Annotated in this window: 16 protein-coding genes and 1 other annotated feature; of the genes, 11 read left to right on the plus strand and 5 right to left on the minus strand. The window is 42.3% G+C overall.

Going from position 1 to position 16,656, the window contains the following annotated elements:
- Window positions 1-18: 18 nt before the first annotated feature.
- The 3 genes from ACI2IW_RS12875 (at window position 19) to ACI2IW_RS12885 (ending at window position 3,960) form a co-directional block, all read left to right on the plus strand.
- Window positions 19-1,197, plus strand: a complete 1,179-nt coding sequence (locus tag ACI2IW_RS12875; RefSeq protein ID WP_404693872.1) for an aromatic amino acid transaminase — start codon at window positions 19-21, stop codon at window positions 1,195-1,197.
- A gap of 66 nt (window positions 1,198-1,263) precedes the next feature.
- Window positions 1,264-1,890, plus strand: a complete 627-nt coding sequence (locus ACI2IW_RS12880) for a glutathione S-transferase family protein (protein WP_404693886.1) — start codon at window positions 1,264-1,266, stop codon at window positions 1,888-1,890.
- Window positions 1,891-2,346: 456 nt separating this feature from the next.
- Complete coding sequence (locus ACI2IW_RS12885; RefSeq protein ID WP_404693873.1) at window positions 2,347-3,960, plus strand: hypothetical protein; 1,614 nt, start codon at window positions 2,347-2,349, stop codon at window positions 3,958-3,960.
- A gap of 86 nt (window positions 3,961-4,046) precedes the next feature.
- Here the strand turns inward: ACI2IW_RS12885 and ACI2IW_RS12890 are convergent.
- A protein-coding gene (locus ACI2IW_RS12890; RefSeq protein ID WP_404693874.1) for an IS3 family transposase occupies window positions 4,047-5,266 on the minus strand; the annotation gives its coding sequence in 2 pieces (ribosomal slippage) (window positions 4,047-4,990 and window positions 4,990-5,266; 1,221 coding nt in all).
- Window positions 4,875-4,991, minus strand: a sequence feature (AL1L pseudoknot). Its footprint overlaps the gene before it by 117 nt.
- 100 nt (window positions 5,267-5,366) lie before the next feature.
- A complete protein-coding gene (gene yaaA, locus ACI2IW_RS12895) occupies window positions 5,367-6,179 on the minus strand; it encodes a peroxide stress protein YaaA (RefSeq protein ID WP_404693875.1) in 813 nt (270 codons plus the stop codon).
- A gap of 497 nt (window positions 6,180-6,676) precedes the next feature.
- On the opposite strand from yaaA, the gene ACI2IW_RS12900 reads away from it, so the two are divergent.
- The 6 genes from ACI2IW_RS12900 (at window position 6,677) to ACI2IW_RS12925 (ending at window position 11,450) form a co-directional block, all read left to right on the plus strand.
- Window positions 6,677-7,828: a Re/Si-specific NAD(P)(+) transhydrogenase subunit alpha gene (locus ACI2IW_RS12900; RefSeq protein WP_404693876.1), complete on the plus strand. Its 1,152-nt coding sequence runs from the start codon at window positions 6,677-6,679 to the stop codon at window positions 7,826-7,828.
- Window positions 7,829-7,943: 115 nt separating this feature from the next.
- Window positions 7,944-8,282, plus strand: a complete 339-nt coding sequence (locus ACI2IW_RS12905) for a proton-translocating transhydrogenase family protein (RefSeq protein WP_197707696.1) — start codon at window positions 7,944-7,946, stop codon at window positions 8,280-8,282.
- A complete protein-coding gene (locus tag ACI2IW_RS12910) occupies window positions 8,279-9,679 on the plus strand; it encodes an NAD(P)(+) transhydrogenase (Re/Si-specific) subunit beta (protein WP_101204835.1) in 1,401 nt (466 codons plus the stop codon). The genes ACI2IW_RS12905 and ACI2IW_RS12910 overlap by 4 nt, the downstream gene beginning before the upstream one ends.
- Before the next feature lie 279 nt (window positions 9,680-9,958).
- A complete protein-coding gene (locus tag ACI2IW_RS12915; RefSeq protein ID WP_404693877.1) occupies window positions 9,959-10,495 on the plus strand; it encodes an acyl-CoA thioesterase in 537 nt (178 codons plus the stop codon).
- A 176-nt stretch (window positions 10,496-10,671) separates the two neighbouring features.
- Window positions 10,672-10,881 (plus strand): Fe-S cluster assembly protein IscX, encoded by a 210-nt coding sequence (gene iscX / locus ACI2IW_RS12920; RefSeq protein ID WP_010196865.1) that lies wholly within the window; start codon window positions 10,672-10,674, stop codon window positions 10,879-10,881.
- 65 nt (window positions 10,882-10,946) lie between these two features.
- A complete protein-coding gene (locus tag ACI2IW_RS12925) occupies window positions 10,947-11,450 on the plus strand; it encodes a GyrI-like domain-containing protein (RefSeq protein WP_404693878.1) in 504 nt (167 codons plus the stop codon).
- Window positions 11,451-11,591: 141 nt separating this feature from the next.
- Here the strand turns inward: ACI2IW_RS12925 and dapE are convergent, their stop codons facing one another.
- The 3 genes from dapE to ACI2IW_RS12940 all read right to left on the minus strand — a co-directional run bounded on the left by dapE (window position 11,592) and on the right by ACI2IW_RS12940 (window position 14,200).
- Complete coding sequence (gene dapE, locus ACI2IW_RS12930; RefSeq protein WP_290177079.1) at window positions 11,592-12,791, minus strand: succinyl-diaminopimelate desuccinylase; 1,200 nt, start codon at window positions 12,789-12,791, stop codon at window positions 11,592-11,594.
- A 134-nt stretch (window positions 12,792-12,925) separates the two neighbouring features.
- Window positions 12,926-13,390, minus strand: coding sequence for a hypothetical protein (locus ACI2IW_RS12935; RefSeq protein WP_404693879.1), 465 nt, complete (start codon window positions 13,388-13,390; stop codon window positions 12,926-12,928).
- A 57-nt stretch (window positions 13,391-13,447) separates the two neighbouring features.
- A complete protein-coding gene (locus ACI2IW_RS12940) occupies window positions 13,448-14,200 on the minus strand; it encodes a 2OG-Fe(II) oxygenase (RefSeq protein WP_404693880.1) in 753 nt (250 codons plus the stop codon).
- Window positions 14,201-14,341: 141 nt separating this feature from the next.
- Here ACI2IW_RS12940 and ACI2IW_RS12945 point away from each other — a divergent pair, with 141 nt between their 5' ends.
- Window positions 14,342-15,229, plus strand: a complete 888-nt coding sequence (locus ACI2IW_RS12945; protein ID WP_057758888.1) for a 23S rRNA (adenine(2030)-N(6))-methyltransferase RlmJ — start codon at window positions 14,342-14,344, stop codon at window positions 15,227-15,229.
- Between the two features lie 26 nt (window positions 15,230-15,255).
- Window positions 15,256-16,170 (plus strand): CDP-diacylglycerol--serine O-phosphatidyltransferase, encoded by a 915-nt coding sequence (gene pssA, locus ACI2IW_RS12950; protein WP_404693881.1) that lies wholly within the window; start codon window positions 15,256-15,258, stop codon window positions 16,168-16,170.
- Window positions 16,171-16,656 lie beyond the last annotated feature (486 nt).

Genomic DNA, 16,656 nt, shown 5'->3' on the forward strand with positions numbered 1-16,656 from the left:
ATTAATTAAGGAAATATCATGATGTTAGATAATATGCCTGTTATCAACGGTGATCCATTGTGGGCATTGTTAGGTAGGTTTCGTACTGACCAGCGCAAACATAAAATAGATCTATTGGTTGGTGTCTATCGAGACGAGCATGGCAATACGCCTGTGATGAAAACCGTGCAAGACGCAGAAATACATCTTGCTCATCAAGCTCATTCGAAGGCTTATGGCATGTTATCGGGTAACGCTAATTTTAATCAGCAAATGGCAAAATTTGTATTGGGTGACAGTCCAAGTCTAAAAAACCAATGCACGATTCAGACGGTTGGGGCATCAGGGGCGCTACGACTCATTGCTGATTTAATCGCTATACTCTCTCCAGATTCAACCGTTTGGATCAGCGACCCTGGCTATATCAATCATCGTCCGCTGATGGAAGGGGCTGGGTTAGCGGTTAATACGTATCCATGGCAAAATAAAAACGGTCAATTAGATATCGATGCGTGTTTTGCCGCGCTAGAAAAAGCAAAAGAAGGAGACGTGTTGTTATTACATGCGTGCTGCCATAATCCTACCGGTATAGACCCTTCTCTAGAGCAGTGGCAACTGTTTTCTGATAAATGTAAACAGAAAAATATTGTCCCGTTTATAGATATGGCGTATCAAGGTTTTGGCGATGATCCTGATACCGATGCTGCAGGGCTTTGTCTAATCATTGAAGACGCTGACTTTGCATTTATCGCCGCTAGCTGTTCAAAAAATATGGGTCTATATAATGAGCGGACGGGTATTGCCACGGTGATAACGACCAACCATGAGCGCCATGCAGATATACAGACACTTTTAGAAACCATCACACGTGCCAACTACTCCATGCCGCCCAATCACGGTGCTGCAGTGGCTTCTTATTTACTAGACAAACCAGATGCTTGGCTAGTCGAGCTGGCAAGCTACCGCGATAGGGTAGATGCTATTCGCCAAGCGTTAGGCAAAGCCTTAAAAGATAGGGGTGCACCTGCAGAGTTTTTGGACATTTCGTACCAAAAAGGCATGTTTTCTCTATTACCGCTAACAGAAAATCAAATGCTCATACTGCAAGATGAGTTCGCGATTTACGGCATGCCAAATGGCAGAATCAATATTGCCGGTTTGAAAATGACGGAAATCCCTCAACTGGCGGACGCTATCATGTCGATTATTTCACGTTAGAGAATAATTTCTATCGTTCAGTACAATATTTTATCCATTAATCGCCACAGCAAGAAGGACACGACTATTTATACTTTATATTGGGATAAGGGTGGTGCCAATATGGCTACCCATGCTGTCTTTGAGGAGCTAGGCGTTTCTTATGAAATGATAGAAATAGACCTGTCTAAGAACATGCAAAAATCAGCTGAGTATCTAGCCATTAATCCAAATGGCAAAGTACCTACGTTGGTGCATCAGGGACAGGTTATTTATGAGTCTGCGGCAATTTTAATGTATGTGTTAGATCAGCACCCAGAGTCTGGGCTAGCACCTAACACAGGATGCTCTAAGCGCGGTGTCTATTACCAGTATTTGTTTTGGATGTCTTCTACACTACAAGAAGCTGCTAATCGCTGGGCACATCCCGAGCAGTACATCAACGGCGAGTACAATTTGCAGCAAGTGAAAGATAAAGCGAATGATGTGCTAACCCACTGCTGGGATATTATTGAGAAGGGATTAGCAAATAATGGTCCATGGTTGTTGGGCAATAAATTAAGTGGGGCTGATTTTCATTTATTTATGATCGCTCACTGGAGTCGGCGATATGCGAGTCGAGCACAGGATTGGACACACCTAAATGCACACTATCAAGCCATGCTAAACCGCGCCTCGATACAAGAAATGATGGCACAAGAAGGGTTGTTATAATTTGTTCATATGTTCAACTAAAGGATATTGGATGACTTCTAGCGATTGTAGTAAATGTAGTTTTATATCAAGCTACTGATCCGCCGCATTTCGTCTAAACGTCCACGTCTTGTCATCAGATGCGTCTTCACAGTAATAATATCCTGCCAAATTAAACTGCTTTAGCTGTTCATCACTTCACTTGATATTGACCATTTTCTCACCTTTCTCGATGAATCGTGTTTCGCTAAAAGTATGATTTTGTCATAAAGTCTATTTGGCTATTAAAAGCTCTGTTATCGAAAGATAGCGGGGCTTTTTTGTGTTTAATTTTAACGCTGCGCTTTGTTTAACGTTTGTCAATATATATGCTATTATATGAATATATAATGGAATGATAATTCACTTAAAAGGAGCTTGGACACGTGTTGCGGGACAGAATTTGCAAAATATCGTGTGCCATTGAATGTGATAACGATGAAAAAAATTAGGCTTGGAATCTTTGTAGAAGATGAAACATTAGAATGGCACAAGTTTATGCCATTAAAATCTCTAGTAGATGAAGGTATGGTTGAGGTTTGTATTGCTATCCAACGAAGTGCAGAACACCAAGCTAATCCCTCTCATATATCTAAGGTTATACCGTCTATCAATCAAAAGTTATTTTCTATTCTTTCTCGAGCTAAAAAGACTACCAAGCGTTATTCTATTCATGATTTAGTCCCTAATGGCAAAATGCCTGTCATTACATCAATACCAAAACAGAATAAATCCACTGATGAAATTGAAGACTCAGTGATTAAGAGACTGCAGGCAACAGATTTAGATTACCTGCTGAGTATGGATTTCCAAACCTTAATAGGGAAAGCGCTAGGTGTTACGAAGCATGGCATTCTCTTACTTCATTATGGTGATGAAAGGATACAGCGAGGTGAGCCTGCGTTGTATTGGCAGTTTGCTGAACAATGGGAGAACAGCGTCGTGACACTGCAACTATTGAGTAATGACCATGATGTACACAAAGTGGTAGGTAGAGGTTATGGCACTTTGTTTTACTGGGACTATAATTTGACTGAGGACAAGTTAAAAGGGGTTGCAGCATCAGTACTGTATTGGTACTTCCGTAAAAATGAAATTGGCGTCGAAAGTGGGAATTTTATTAATTTAATTAACGATCACACACTTTATAAAACGCCTCCACAGTTAACAGCAGTACGACATTTGCAGAATTTTCTCAAAAACTACATGATAAAAAGGTTTTATAAAAGTCTTTATCTAAACAATTGGAGTATTTTTATTGGTTCTACTGATCAGCCAATACAAACATACACGGAGATACTGCCTGAAAAGGGATGTTTTTGGGCTGATCCTTTTTATATTGAACACGACTCAAGACGTTACATATTTTTTGAAAGCTTGAACTACAAAGAGAATATTGGTCGAATAGAGTGGATAGAGCTGAATGAAAGCCATCAAGTTATTGGTTCAGGACAAGCTGATTTGGGTATTAGCACGCACTTAAGCTTTCCCAATGTATTCGAGTATGAAGATGCTGTCTATATGATTCCAGAAGCTGCAAAAACCAATTGTATTAACTTATTAAAAGCGACAGATTTTCCGCGTAAGTGGGAAAAAGTTCATGAGTTAGTTTCAGACGTTCAGGCCGTGGATAGCGCTGTGATTGAGCATAATGGATTATGGTATCTTTTCACAACTCACGGTTCAATTTCAGCATTCACTATGGATTTAGAGTTGTATATTTATACGTCTGACAAGCTGCAAGCAGATAATTGGACCATTCATCCCTCGGCGCCTCTAAAAATTGATGTGCGTGGATCGCGACTAGCAGGCGCATTATTCCAAAAAAACGGTCAGCTCTTTCGTACTGCTCAAGATGGCACTCTTAGATATGGGCGTAGGGTGGCTTTATACTTAGTAGAAGAGTTGACACCGACGTCTTATAAAGAAACCTTTGTACGTTATATTGAACCGAATTGGGAGACTGACATTGATCGTCTCCATACCTATAATGTTTATAATGAAACAGTAGTACTGGATGTTTCAAGGGATAAATTGCGCTTTAGAGTATAGGTACTAAAATATTTAGTGGTTAGAGAATAAAAAACCCATCATAAGTTTGAACCGCCCCGACTATATCGGAGGCTGATCTACTTGAGTCAGGCAGCGATGCCTGACAGGGTTAAATTATCATAATACCGCTTTTCAAACTCAAAGGGTGACACATATCCAATCGTGCTATGTAGACGCTTCTTGTTGAACCAACCCACCCACTCAAGGGTTGCAAGTTCAACATCGTTCACACCAGTCCAGTTCTGCTTTAAATAATGAATCACCTCAGACTTGTAAAGCCCATTGACCGTTTCAGCCAATGCATTGTCGTATGAATCGCCTGTTGTACCAACAGAAGCAATCACGCCAGAGTCCGTCATCTTATCGGTATAGCGAATAGATAAGTACTGAACCCCTCGATCACTGTGATGAATGACATCTTTGGGATTGTTTCTATCTGTTATCGCTTGATTTAATGCTGCCATTACCATATCCGTGTTCATACGATTCGATACTTTCCAGCCGACAATAGCGCGAGCAAATACATCGATGATAAAAGCGGTATAAACCCAGCCGCTCAATGTCTTGATATAAGTAAAATCTGCAACCCACAGCTGATTAGGACGATGGGCATTAAAGTTACGATTGACCAAGTCGTCAGCACGCTTTTGGTCGTCACGGCTGTTGGTGGTAATCTTACCCTTACCGCGCCAGACACCTTTTAAGCCGTGCTGTCTCATTAAGCGTTCTACGGTGCAGCGCGCGATATAAATGCCATCTGCCTTCATCTGCCGCCAGACTTTGCGAGCACCATAGCGACATTTGCTGACCTGCCAGATGCGTCTGATTTCACTGAGGTAAAAGTCGTCATGCTGACTGCGCAGTGAACGCTTTTCAGGGCAGCACTCTAGGTCTTTAGCACGGTGATAGGTTGACGGGGCAATCGGTAGTACTCTACAAATCAGCTCGATCCCATAACTACCTCTATAGTCATCAATAAACTGAACCATTATCTGGGTGGACGGCCCGTCTCCGCCTGGGCGAAAAAAGCAGCAGCCTTACGTATAATCTCATTGGCTTGCTTGAGCTCTTTGTTCTCGCGTTCAAGCTCTTTGATACGCTCTTTGTCACTTTGAGCCTGCACTGAGGCGGGAATGGTTTGGTCTATGTGCTTTTTATGCCAGGATCGCAGTGTCTCAGGCGTACAGCCAATCTTTGACGCTATGGCTTGAATGGCTGACCATGTAGAAGGATAGTCGCTCGACGCTTCAATCAGCATGCGAACGGCGCGTTCTTTAATCTCAGGAGTGTAGATTTGTCTTTTCATTGTCGTATTCTCTCAGAATGTTGAGTCTCCGACAATACCGGGGCGGTTCAGTTTTGGCTTATGATGGGTTTTTTATAATTTTGACTCATATTATATCAAGCTACTGATGCGCCGTATCTCGTCTAAACGTCCACGTCTTATCATCAGACGCGTCTTCACAGTAGTAATATCCTGCCAAATCAAACTGCTTTAACTGCTCAGCATTGGTCAGCTTCTTATCTGCAGCATATTTGACCATCAGTCCACGGGCTTTTTTGGCATAAAAGCTAATCACTTTATATTGACCATTTTTCTCGTCTTCAAATCGTGGCGTAATGATATCTGCCTTCAATGCTTTTTTCTTTACCGCCTTAAAGTATTCATTAGAAGCCAAGTTCACTAATACCTTGTCATCGCTATCAGCCATACGCGCATTGATAACATTAGTGACTTCCTCGCCCCAAAACTCATAGAGATTGTCACCGCGCTCATTTTTCAGCTTGGTGCCCATCTCTAAGCGATATGGCTGGATAAGATCGAGTGGCTTGAGTACTCCATACAGCCCAGACAAAATACCTAAGTGATCATTGACGTAAGTGGCGGTATCTTTGTCCATATGATACATATCAAGTCCAGTATAGACATCACCATCGAATAAATAGCCTGCAGGCTTAGCGGCATTGTCAGAGGCGCCGTTAGTAAATGGTTGCTCTTCGCTCCAATGCCATTGTTGATTGCGCGTGGCATTAAGCTGAGCCAAATCGTCAGATATGCTCATCAGCTCTTGTAGGTCAACAGGCTCTTTTGACTTCAGTACTTTCATCAATTCTTGTGAGCGCTTGATTAGCTCGGGCTGGCTATAGTAGTTGCCTAAATTCAATGGTATAGCGTCTGTTTCGTTCAGGGATTTGGCAGGGGAAAGCAAAAAATACATAGTTATTCCTTATTATAATGAATCGATGACGGGTTTTTTCGAGTGTCAAGTATTCTTATTATACGGTATGCATGGGTGGAACTTGACTTCACCTTGCTTATTTTATGTTTATTGACGTTATATTTTTAATAAAAAAACAGATTTAGGGTTAGAGAATAAATGGAGGTAGGCCTGTATCTATAAGGGCTAAGCGTTTTTCGGAAAAATAAAAGGCTTTAATATACCAACAAAAAGTATGCCAATGGTGTAAATACCTAAATTTTTATTTTACTTGTGGGTCATCATTAGACAATGAAACTTGACGAACGATATCTCTATAATAAAAAGGCATGATGGTAAAGTAGCTATCATTTATTAAATTGATAACCTTTGGTCGCTGTAATGGATTAATCATGATCAAAGGGTTTTGTCCCCTGTGCTTTTTAGATGTGCGTTGAGGGTATTAAAGGTAGTCGTGAGACGTAAATATAGTCATTGGACGTAAGTAAGGAGACGGTATGAAAATCGGTGTAATCAGTGCAGATATCACGAGCGAGAGCCGTGTAGCCATAACCCCAGACGCAGTCAAAAAATTGCGTAAACTTGGGTTTGAAGTCATCATTCAGTCAGGTGCAGGCCAAGCAGCATACTATGCTGATGAGTTGTATCAGGCTGCGGGTGCCGACATTGCCAGTAGTCGTACCGAGGTGATTACCCAGTCTAAGATTATTACCACCGTCAATGACCTACCAGCGGAAGCCACTGAAAGCTTATCATCTGGTCAGATCGTCATTGGCATGCTTGACCCGTATCGCAACACTCAGCTTGACACTTATGCAGCCAAAGGTGCGACAGTCTTTGCGATGGAGTTATTGCCTCGTACACTGTCACGTGCACAGAATATGGATGTATTGTCATCACAAGCCAACCTTGCTGGTTATAAAGCAGTATTGCTAGCGGCCAATGAGTATTCGCGTCCTTTCCCGATGTTTATGACCTCAGCCGGTACTGTTAAGCCAGCCAAAGTCGTCATCTTAGGTGTCGGGGTTGCAGGTTTGCAAGCGATTGCGACAGCCAAGCGTTTGGGCGCTGTGGTAGAAGCCAGTGACTTACGTCCGACCGCTCGCGAGCAAGTAGAGTCACTCGGTGGTAAGTGGCTAGATGTGCCGATGAGTGCAGAGGAAGCTGAAACAGCCAAGTCTACCGGTGGTTATGCGTGGACACCATCCGAGCAGTATGTCAAAGATCAAGCGGCAGTCGTGGACAAAGCCTTGAGCAATGCGGATATCGTCATTACTACTGCACAAATTCCTGGTCGTAATGCTCCGCGTCTGGTGCATGGTGCAACCCTCGCTAAAATGAAAGCAGGTTCAGTATTGATCGATATGGCGGCTGGTACTGGTGGTAACGTCGAAGGCAGTGTGCCGGACCAAACCATCACGACAGACAACGGCGTACGTATCGTTGGCGCTGCCAATATTCCATCTATGCTAGCCGCCCAGTCTTCAGATTTGTATGCCAATAACCTTGTTAACTTTATTACGACATTGATTGCACCTGCTAGCGATGACGCATCAGCCAGCTTGGCACTTAACGTAGACATGGAAGACGAGATTCAGGGCGCACTGGCAGTGACACATGACAGTCAGGTACGACTAGCCAAACGTTAGTTTGAACAGTCTATTACCACATACTTTGTCACTACACATTTGCCAGTAATGAATAAATTTTTAGGAGAATTAGATGATTGCCACTATTTTAGCTGCAGCGCCAGCCGGTGCGGCCATGAGTAGCACACCATTTGTAGCGATTTTCACTGTATTTGTGCTCGCTATTTTTGTCGGATACTACGTGGTTTGGGGCGTTACGCCTGCATTACATACGCCATTGATGGCGGTAACCAATGCCTTATCAAGTATCGTCATCGTGGGTGCGATGCTACAGACCGTCACGATTGATGGTTCAATGTTTACACCGACCAGTTTGCTTGGTGCCTTTGCGGTATTTTTAGCCAGTATCAATATCTTTGGTGGCTTTGCTGTGACTGAGCGTATGCTTGCGATGTTCAAACCGAAAGTGAAAAAAGCACCAGTAGCAACCACTGATGCCGGAGGTGACGCATGAATGATTTCTCAGCAATGATTGCAGCAAATGCAGATTGGTTCTATCTAGTCGGCGCTATCCTCTTTGTCTTAACGTTACGTGGTTTGTCTAGCCCAAAGACAGCGATTCGCGGTAACCGTTTTGGTATGGCAGCGATGGCGATTGCCGTTGTGACAACCTTCTTTTTAGCAGAAGGCCCTGTGCTTTGGTTGATTATCGGGGCGATGGTGTTGGGTGCCCTTGTTGGTATGTGGAAAGCGAAAACAGTCGCAATGACTCAGATGCCAGAAACAGTTGCTTTGATGCATTCATTCGTTGGTTTGGCAGCGGTTGCGATTGCACTTGCGACGGTATTGCACACTGAACAGCAGCATGGCGCCGTTGCCCGCATCGAGCTATTTATCGGTTGCTTCATCGGTGCAATTACGTTCTCAGCCTCAGTCTTTGCCTTTGGTAAATTAGCAGCGAAAAGCTGGGCAAAAACATTGGTTGGGGGCTGGGTAAAACCGGTCCAAGCGCTACTATTCATTGCGATGATTGGGTTCGGTGGCGTGTATTTCGTCACTGATTCATTACCAGCATTTTATGCGATGGCTGTGATTGCCGTTATCTTCGGTTGGATGTGGATTGCCCCAATTGGCGGCGGTGATATGCCAGTGGTTGTATCGCTATTGAACTCATTCTCAGGTTGGGCAGCAGCAGGTATTGGTTTTACCCTTGGCAACTCGATGCTGATTATCGCAGGTTCTCTGGTCGGTTCATCAGGTGCGATCTTGTCTTACATCATGTGTAAAGCCATGAACCGCTCACTACTTAATGTCTTATTCGGTGGTATGGGTACATCAGCTGTTGCCGCAGGCGGCGATGATGGGGCACCGAAGAACTACAAAGCAGGCTCAGCAGAAGATGCAGGGTTCCTGATGTCTAATGCTAGCAGCGTTGTCATCGTACCAGGTTACGGTATGGCACAAGGCCGCGCACAGAATGCAGTAAAAGAGCTATATGAGTTGTTAAAAGAAGAAGGTGTGAATGTTCGTTTTGCCATTCATCCCGTTGCTGGTCGTATGCCAGGTCATATGAACGTCCTATTGGCTGAAGCTGATGTACCTTATGATGATATTTTAGAAATGGACGAGATTAACTCAGATTTCGCAAGTACAGATGTGGTCTTGGTTATCGGTGCAAATGACGTCGTGAATCCATCTGCGAAAGATGATCCTACTTCTCCAATCTTCGGTATGCCGATTCTAGAAGTCAGCAAAGCCCAGACGGTTATGGTTATCAAGCGTTCAATGAGTACCGGTTATGCAGGTTTGGATAACAGCTTATTCTACATGGACAAAACGATGATGATCTTTGGTGATGCTAAGAAAATGGTAGAAGAGATGGTACGTACTATCAATGGCGGCGGTCATTAATCTCTAAGCTATGTTTTTAACCATTATTATTTGCAGATAAGTTTTAGATAAAGAAAGTCACTGAGGTGGCTTTTTTTGCGTTAAAGTGGGCGACATTTATGAGCCGACTATAGACTGAGGTTATTGCCAACTAGAGTTGGTTTTTCAATGATCACAAAATCAACTGTGCTTTGTGTACTCAGTATACGGTTTGCGCTTAATTAATTTTTTAGCTAATTTGCACTGCTTCAACGATAGACAATCACCAATTATAAATACGATGAAATAAGAGAAAAATTTATGAACATGTTACTGCGTTTTTTTATTATGGTCAGCTTACTTAAACAACAGCTCAAGCATCAATCGACGAGTGAGACTATCAGTCTAGAGACATTGACTGCACCGACTGTACGTCATTATCGAATTTTGCCCCACGATATGGGATTTCGCGATCATTTGCCCAATTATCGTTATTTATCATTTATTGAGCTAAACGTCACGCGCTGGGTAAAGGCGTGCTGTCACGAAAAAGGCATTAAGTCGCTGAATTGGGTGATTGCCATGCAAGAAATGATTTATCTGAAGCAAATTAAATTTTTGGATAAAATGACGCTTAGCAGTGCAGTCGCAGGATGGGATCATAAATACGTGTATTTTGAACATCGGTTCTTTGTTAAAAATCAGCTGATGGGCGTTGGTATGACTAAGTTTGTTTTTACAGATAGTAAAGGTATGCACACACCAGAAGTATTAGATATGATGGGCGAGCAATTGACAGATACCATTAACACATGGAATGAGCACCAAGTCGCGGTAAAATCGACTAAATCAGCCTAAGCTACATCGCAAAACAGTATTGAAACCCAGTATTGAAAAACAGCATCGTAAAATAACTTGGCTATAATCATTTGCTGAATTTTGATAGGATAGAGCCCATCAAGTCGTCAGTATTAGGACGATGGCATTACTTTTAAGACGATGATTCTCAAAACGACTAAAAATAAGGTACCGTTATGATCCCACAAAAATTAAAATGGACAGACAGCTTAGATATCGCGATTGAGCTTTATGAAAAATTTCCAGAAACAGATCCACAGTACATTCGCTTTACTGATTTGCATCGCTGGGTAACTGAGCTTGAAGGCTTTGATGATGATCCACAAAAATCAAATGAAGGCATCTTAGAAGCCATTCAAATGAATTGGATTGATGAAGCAGATTAATCGATTCGATCTGCTAACATTGCTACAAACAGAAAACTAAATAAACAGATAGAAAAGGCCGCATCATGACATCACAAATTAAAGAGCTACCAGAAGCGATAGCTTGTAGCGGTATCAGCGTTCGTACCACCAACAATGCTGAGATAAGCCATGACACTGCCAAGCTGGGCAGATTATGGCAGAAGTTTTATCAAAATCACGCGGGTGAACTTCCTGAAGGTGAAGACATTTATGGCGTTTATCACAACTATGAAAGCGATGATCTAGCAGGGGCGTTTGACGTGGTAGCCAGTTGGAAAGTAGCTAGTGAGCAAGATGTACAATCAGAAAGCGACAGTGTGGCCAATGCTAGTAACGTAGTGACGGTTGATATTCCTGCAGGAAAATACTTGGTATTTTCTCAAGAAGGACACATGCCTAACACTGTGATGAATGCATGGGAAAGTGCTTGGGAGTATTTTAATGCGCCCGATTGCGAGCATACCCGTACTTTCAATATAGACTTCGAGCATTATATCGGTGGCAACTTAGAATACGGTCAAGTTGATGTCTATATTGGTATCGAGTAAAGCTAGTAATTGGCTTAAGTAATTTAAGCTGCTCAAGATATTACCGAAAAAAACAATGACAAAAAAGCGCTAACCTAAATCAGGTAGCGCTTTTTCTTTGGACAGATGCAATTAATTAAAAAGGCGTAATTAATCTTACAATTAATCCAACAGTAGATTTTCCAAAATGCCTTCGTAAATCTGCGCAAGCTTTCCTAAATCATCGACTTCTACTTTTTCATCTACTTGGTGAATCGTTGCATTACGTACACCCAGTTCGACCACTTGGGCTCCAGTTGGCGCGATAAAGCGTCCATCGGAGGTACCACCAGACGTTGATAGTGTGGTATCGACATCGGTCACTTTTTTGATGGCATTTTGACATGCCGAAACCAGTTTTCCTTCAGGGGTCAAAAACGGCTGACCAGATAACTTCCAATGAATATCGTAGCTCGCTTTACTGTTGGCAAAGTGCTTATCAAAGATAGCATGCGTTTTTGCCTTTAGTTCATCTTCAGTCGTTTCAGTTGAGAAACGGAAGTTAAAAACCACGTTTAGCGTTTCAGGAATGACATTGGTTGCGCCAGTGCCGCCGTTGATATTCGATATTTGTAATGATGTGGCTGGGAAGTAGTCGTTGCCGTTGTCCCATGCGGTAGACGTCAATTCAGCAAGGGCAGACATCGCCGCATGAATTGGATTAGATGCCAGATGTGGATAGGCGACATGGCCTTGTTTACCTGTAACGGTAAGCTCTGCACCTAGTGAGCCACGACGCCCATTTTTGATGATATCGCCTAACGTATCAGTACTTGATGGCTCACCAACGAGACAATAAGTGATTTTTTCTTGACGCGCTTCTAGAGTCTCAATCACTTTGACCGTACCATTAATTGACGGGCCTTCTTCATCTGAGGTGATTAAAAAAGCAATAGAGCCATTATGTTCGGGATGATTGGCGACGAAACGTTCGGCTGCAACAGTAAAAGCTGCAATACCCGTTTTCATATCGGCGGCACCGCGTGCCCATAAATACCCATCAGCGATAGTTGGGGTAAATGGAGGGTATGTCCAGTTTTTCTCATCACCCGTTGGCACGACGTCAGTATGACCAGCAAAACAAATCACTGGATCGCTAGTACCGCGGCGTGCCCACAAGTTTTTGACTTCGGCATGTTCACCGCTTTGTTTTCTATCACCAAAATACATAAATTCGCAATCAAAGCCTGCTTGTTCTAACCGTGCTGACAACATATCTTGGCAACCATCGTCATCGGGCGTTACTGAAGGACGCTCTAACAGTGCAATACTTAAGTCTAATGTTTCTTGCTGATGGGTTTTACTATTGTTTTCTGAACTCATGACAGTCCTAGGTAAGTTGAGTTAATGTTTTTTGCTATAAAAGATAGCTTGTTTCTTATCAGGTCTATTTGGTACTAATTATTTATACGTTGCAAATATATAAAGGTTAATCGATTTCTATAGCTAAAAAAATATTAGTCTCTGTCTAAGTAAATTTTTTCATAATCACCATAAAATTTTGCTAAATACTCTGTAATACACTTTTCGGCTAGAGTATTGCTATAAGTTTTAGCTTTGTCTCTGTCATAATTACTGATATTGCCACCAGCAAAAACAACTTCGCCCATTTGATAACTTGTTCCTAATAATTCTAAAGTTTTATTACTAATATCGAAAGTGGCATGTCCTTTTGGAAATACTGGCGTCATCCATCTTGTTCCATCAAATGCAAGCAGACACCCGTTCTCATACTTGAACTCAGTAGTGATAGCAGTTGGTGTAACTATCACAGATTTTTCAGAGGTGGATTTTGGTAGGTAATAGGTAAAGAAAGGCTCACTGATTTGTTGAGTTGAGGCTTGATGATTAATAGCCGTGCAGCTTGCAAGCAAAGGTAACATAATAACTAAAATAGAATATCTGAATAGATTCTTACGCATTATTATTGTCCTTAATTAACAAAGCTTACTTAGAGCCGCAGCAAATGATAGATATACTCAGAGCGCAGCAAACAAAACCACAGCATCATCACGTCTTAGCCAAGTAGCGATAGAGTAGCGTTGGCGATGCGCAGTTTGTACTTGATGACGTAAATCGCTATCAAAAATAATCAGTCTATTGGTAACTGGCATCACTTCATGGTGCGTGCCATGCTTATCGACGACTTCTAGCGCACCGCCGTCAGTTGTTTCCCAATTATCATTAAGATAAAAAACCGCCGAGATCACCCGTTCATCACGTCCAGCAGGGTTGTCACTGTGCCATTGATAGCCAAAACCAGTCGGATAGCACGCATAATGCGCTTCGCTATGGCGAATACCAGCAAATAAACTACGATTGAATAGCGAGGCCAAAGCATTGATGCTTTGTAGATAGTAATAGCCTGCAAAAAAGTCTTCAGTAATCCAGCGTATTCTATCACCGCGAATATCACTGATACGGACACCCGCGGTCAGCTCTGCATCACGATAGTCAATAAAACCGCTTTCTGCTTGTAGCGCTAGCAATGCTGTACTATTGAATACGTCATCAATGATGAGCCAACCATCACTGACGAATGTATCAAGCTGTTTATCCGTCAGCTTATCTTCCCAGTTAACCGCAAAGTCAGACAACTGCAATACGTGCTGAGTAGGAATTTCTTGGCTATCATTATGAGTATCTGGCAGCAGTAATGGTGGATTATCCTGACCTATCGGATGATCAACGACCAACGCTGTCTTGTTAAGGTTGCTAATAATCTGCGTCATTTCATCTCATTATTATCAATCAGCTGTCAATATACCGTCATTCAATGCGTTTTTATTGAAAGCACTTACTAAAACCACATTATCTTTTACTCTGCCTATGCTACCATAGATGCAATTTTTCTTATTTAAACTTTTGAGATTATGAACTATAAACACGCCTACCACGCTGGTAACTTTGCTGATGTGGTTAAACACATTTTATTGGTACAACTGCTTAATCAACTGGGGCAGAAAAACAAACCGTTTTATGTGCTTGACGCTTATGGCGGTCGTGGACTGTATTCACTAAGCAGTGAAGAAGCGCGCAAAACAGGTGAGGCCAAAGGCGGTATTCAAGCTTTTCTAAAAGCAGATACCGAAAAGGCACCAGCTGCTGTCAAAGATTATATGGAAGGCATCAAGCAAGCCAAATTCACTTACGACAATAAAGTCTATCCTGGTTCGCCATGGTGGGTGGCCCATCACGTCGAAAAAACCGCCGCTAAAAAGCCTGATGCTGGCGTGCGTGCTGAGGCTTTTGAAGCCAAAGCGACTGAATACGATGCGTTGAACTATCAGCTACATAAGTTGCCAATTGGTATCCAGCATCGTGATGCTTTTGAAGGTATTACCGCTGTTATTCCACCAAAAGAAAAGCGCGGTTTGATTTTCCTTGATCCCCCTTATGAACAAGAGCATAAAGACTTTACGCGCCTTATCGACCTATTGGTCGCGGCTTATAACAAATGGCCACAGGGTACTTATGCGCTTTGGTTCCCAATCAAAAACATCGAAGCCGTAGAGCTCTTCTACAAAAAGCTCAAACGTACTGAAATGAGACGTCAGCTGGTTTGTGAGCTAAACATTTATCCTAATGATGTTGCGGTTGGTCTGAACGGTACAGGTCTACTGGTTATCAATCCGCCATGGCAGTTTGATAACCATGCACGTGAGATATTACGTTTCTTACAGCCAGTACTAAAAGTAGAAGACGCGCCAAACTTGACGCCTGATAGTGCGACCAATGTGCGCTGGCTCGTCGGCGAATAGCAATAACGGCCAATAAGGATATTAAGATGACGACTCAGCCACCTATCGGCCAGCCGAATAATGCACCTTTGAATAATTCGTCCTTAAATGACGGCTCGTTGCAAGATAATGCAGCGACTCAGCCACCGTTTATTGATGAGCACGAGTTTAATATCCGCCTAGCGGATAACGACAGCTATGATGGTTTGACATTTGAGGTGATTGAAGCTGAAGTAGCCGAAGGTAAGCGAGTGGTTAGTCGCGGTGTTTATTTGGCACCCAATCTGATCACTACCTTATCGCTACTGTCAGGCTTTTACTCGATTTTGGCGAGTACCCAAGGCGAGTTCTATAAAGCGGCTTTGGCTATCTTTTTATCCGCTATTCTTGATGGCGCAGATGGCCGTGTCGCACGTATGCTCAATGCGCAAAGTCCATTTGGTGAGCAATACGACTCTTTAGCAGATATGCTAGCGTTTGGTGTTGCCCCTGCTATATTGATTTATAGTTTTGCTTTAGAGCCTTTGGGTCGTATCGGCATTGGCTGTGCGTTTGTCTTTACCGCTTGTGCTGCTTTTCGCCTTGCACGCTTTAATGTTCAGGTTGGCATCGTCGATAAAAAGTACTTTGTTGGTTTGGCAAGTCCGCTGGCCGCTATATTGGTGACGTCCGCTGTAATGGTTGCAGTCGATCATAACGAGTGGATTGGTCAATACGATACAGCCGTCATGTTACTGTTTGCGGCTTGGGTCGTGACTTGTGGTCTACTGATGGTCAGCAATGTCAAATACTATAGCTTTAAAGAGTTTGATAAAAAGAAAGTACCTTTTGTAGTACTTATCATTGGGGTGCTAGTCATGAGCATCGTTCTCTATGATATTCCTGTTGGTATCTTAGCCATCGGCATTATTTATGCGTTATCAGGTATCGTGACTACGATCAGAACAAAAGTAAAAGGTTAGACACTGTATTCAGATTCTACATAAAGGAACTTACCGTCAGGTAAGTTCCTTTTTTAATACGCTCTGTATACTGCTGAAATACGTCAACCACTATGAAAAAGCTAAATCTGTAAATATAAAAGACAGTATTTAAAGTTTGATAGTGATAACAATGGGTTAGGTTGATACGATATCACTAATAGAAAATAACAGAGATTATTTATAGAGTTTCCTTGTTTTCTATCTAAAACTCCGTATACTGCCACCCAGTCGAAAGGGAAGTGGATTACAGATTTGAGCAATGTAGATTGTTTGAATTAAATAGAAAATACTTCTTGACTAAATAAATATAGCGTCTATAATACGCACCTCATCAAGACGAGCTGGACAGCTTATATGTAGATTACACATCAATAACCCAGTTAACTTGTTGAAACAAATTAAAAAAAGAAGTTGACAGACTATTAAAACATGATATGATGGTCAGCTCGCTAAATAGGATAAGCC

This window comes from Psychrobacter sp. NPDC078501 (assembly GCF_044900935.1).
Classification (GTDB): domain Bacteria; phylum Pseudomonadota; class Gammaproteobacteria; order Pseudomonadales; family Moraxellaceae; genus Psychrobacter.

Excerpts from the sequence above, each read along its gene's own strand:
- ACI2IW_RS12900 (WP_404693876.1), top strand. The coding sequence starts at position 6,677 with ATGAAAATCGGTGTAATCAGTGCAGATATCACGAGCGAGAGCCGTGTA.
- ACI2IW_RS12910 (WP_101204835.1), top strand. The coding sequence starts at position 8,279 with ATGAATGATTTCTCAGCAATGATTGCAGCAAATGCAGATTGGTTCTAT.
- ACI2IW_RS12925 (WP_404693878.1), top strand. The coding sequence starts at position 10,947 with ATGACATCACAAATTAAAGAGCTACCAGAAGCGATAGCTTGTAGCGGT.
- yaaA (WP_404693875.1), bottom strand. The coding sequence starts at position 6,179 with ATGTATTTTTTGCTTTCCCCTGCCAAATCCCTGAACGAAACAGACGCT.
- ACI2IW_RS12885 (WP_404693873.1), top strand. The coding sequence starts at position 2,347 with ATGAAAAAAATTAGGCTTGGAATCTTTGTAGAAGATGAAACATTAGAA.
- ACI2IW_RS12905 (WP_197707696.1), top strand. The coding sequence starts at position 7,944 with ATGAGTAGCACACCATTTGTAGCGATTTTCACTGTATTTGTGCTCGCT.
- dapE (WP_290177079.1), bottom strand. The coding sequence starts at position 12,791 with ATGAGTTCAGAAAACAATAGTAAAACCCATCAGCAAGAAACATTAGAC.
- ACI2IW_RS12940 (WP_404693880.1), bottom strand. The coding sequence starts at position 14,200 with ATGACGCAGATTATTAGCAACCTTAACAAGACAGCGTTGGTCGTTGAT.
- ACI2IW_RS12945 (WP_057758888.1), top strand. The coding sequence starts at position 14,342 with ATGAACTATAAACACGCCTACCACGCTGGTAACTTTGCTGATGTGGTT.
- ACI2IW_RS12915 (WP_404693877.1), top strand. The coding sequence starts at position 9,959 with ATGAACATGTTACTGCGTTTTTTTATTATGGTCAGCTTACTTAAACAA.
- pssA (WP_404693881.1), top strand. The coding sequence starts at position 15,256 with ATGACGACTCAGCCACCTATCGGCCAGCCGAATAATGCACCTTTGAAT.
- ACI2IW_RS12935 (WP_404693879.1), bottom strand. The coding sequence starts at position 13,390 with ATGCGTAAGAATCTATTCAGATATTCTATTTTAGTTATTATGTTACCT.
- ACI2IW_RS12875 (WP_404693872.1), top strand. The coding sequence starts at position 19 with ATGATGTTAGATAATATGCCTGTTATCAACGGTGATCCATTGTGGGCA.
- iscX (WP_010196865.1), top strand. The coding sequence starts at position 10,672 with ATGATCCCACAAAAATTAAAATGGACAGACAGCTTAGATATCGCGATT.